The 1,803-nt window shown below is 67.6% G+C and carries 2 protein-coding genes; both read left to right on the top strand.

Going from position 1 to position 1,803, the window contains the following annotated elements; all coding sequences use genetic code 11:
* On the top strand, window positions 1-341 hold a 341-nt coding region (gene tnpB, locus QWZ14_RS10765; protein WP_290316659.1), incomplete at its 5' end, for an IS66 family insertion sequence element accessory protein TnpB.
* A gap of 42 nt (window positions 342-383) precedes the next feature.
* A partial coding sequence (gene tnpC, locus QWZ14_RS10770) for an IS66 family transposase (protein WP_290316660.1) occupies window positions 384-1,803 on the top strand: 1,420 nt, incomplete at its 3' end.

Below are 1,803 nucleotides of genomic sequence, written 5' to 3' on the forward strand. Positions count from 1 at the left end.
GCGCAGTCCGGGTCATGGTTGCCACGAAACCCGTCGACTTCCGCAAGGGGGGCGAAGGCCTGGCCGCCCCGGTGCGCGAGACGATGGGTGCCGATCCATTCTCGGGCACGGTCTATGTATTCCGCGCCAAGCGTCCTGATCGGGTGAAGCTGGTGTTCTGGGACGGCACCGGCGTGGTGCTGGTCGCCAAGCGTCTGGAGGATGGCGAGTTCCGCTGGCCGAAGATCGAGGACGGCGCGCTGCGGCTGACGCCCGCCCAGCTGCAAGCCTTGTTCGAGGGTCTGGACTGGCGCCGGGTGCATGAGCCACAACGGACGACGACGCCGGTCGCGGCGAGCTGAAAACCCTCGCAAGCCACTGGCGAATATGATTGAATCGGGGTCATGGCTTCGCTCCGCTCCGAGCTTCCCCGTGATCCCGAGACGCTCCAGGCGATGCTGATCGCCCGGGAGGCTGAGATCGAGCGGCTGCGTCAGATCATCAAGGAATTGCAGCGCCATCGCTTCGGCCGGCGCGCCGAGACGCTACCCGAGGACCAGCTTCTCCTCGCCCTGGAAGAGGCCGAGCAGGTGGAGGCCGCAGGTTTTGCGGCATCTGAGGAAAACGCCCCGGCGACAAAGACCGAGCGGGTCGCAAAGCGTCGGGCCAACCGCGGCGCGTTGCCCGCCCATCTGCCGCGCATCGAGACGGTGGTCGATATCGAGAGCGATGTCTGCCCCTGCTGTTCCGGACGGCTCCACCGCATCGGCGAGGACGTGGCCGAGCGGCTCGACATCGTGCCGGCGCAGTTCCGCGTGCTGGTGGTGCGCCGGCCGAAATACGCCTGCCGCTCCTGCGAAGACGTGGTGGTGCAGGCACCCGCGCCGGCTCGGCTGATCGAGGGTGGTATCCCGACCGAGGCAACGGTCGCCCAGGTTCTGGTCTCGAAGTACGCCGATCATCTGCCGCTGTACCGTCAGGCCCAGATCTATGCCCGTCAGGGTGTCACGCTTGATCGTTCGACGCTGGCCGACTGGGTCGGGCGCGCGGCCTTCCTGCTGCGCCCCGTGCACGAGCGGATGCTGGCGATGCTGAAGGCTTCGCCGAAGCTGTTCGCCGACGAGACCACGGCGCCGGTGCTCGATCCCGGGCGGGGCCGGACCAAGACGGGGCAACTCTTCGCCTATGCCCGCGATGACCGGCCCTGGGGCGGGGCGGATCCGCCCGCCGTCGCCTATGTCTATGCACCCGACCGCAAGGGGGAGCGACCGATCGCCCATCTCGATGGTTTCGCCGGCATCCTGCAGGTCGATGGCTATGGCGGCTACAAGACGTTGGCCGGGCGCAACGCGGTCAGCCTAGCGTTCTGCTGGGCGCATGTTCGGCGGCGCTTCTACGAGTTGGCCCAGACCGGCCCCGCACCGATCGCCAGTGAAGCCCTGCTACGCATCGCCGACCTCTATCGCGTCGAGGCTGATATCCGTGGCCGCACCCCGGAGGAGCGCCGGGGCGCACGGCAGCAAAGGAGCAAACCGATCATTGATGCCCTCGAGCCGTGGCTACGGCAAAAGCTCGCCTTGATCAGCCAGAAGACCAAGCTCGCCGAAGCGATCCGCTACGCGCTCTCGCGCTGGGCGGGGCTTGGCCTCTTCCTCGATGATGGGCGCATCGAGCTCGACAACAACATCGTCGAGCGATCCATCCGCCCCCTGGCCCTGACCCGGAAGAACGCCCTGTTCGCCGGCTCCGACGGCGGCGCCGAGCACTGGGCCGTCATCGCCTCGCTCGTCGAGACCTGCAAGCTGAACGGCGTCAATCCGCAGG

It is taken from the genome of Paeniroseomonas aquatica, assembly GCF_030409335.1.
GTDB classification, from domain to species: domain Bacteria; phylum Pseudomonadota; class Alphaproteobacteria; order Acetobacterales; family Acetobacteraceae; genus Belnapia; species Belnapia aquatica.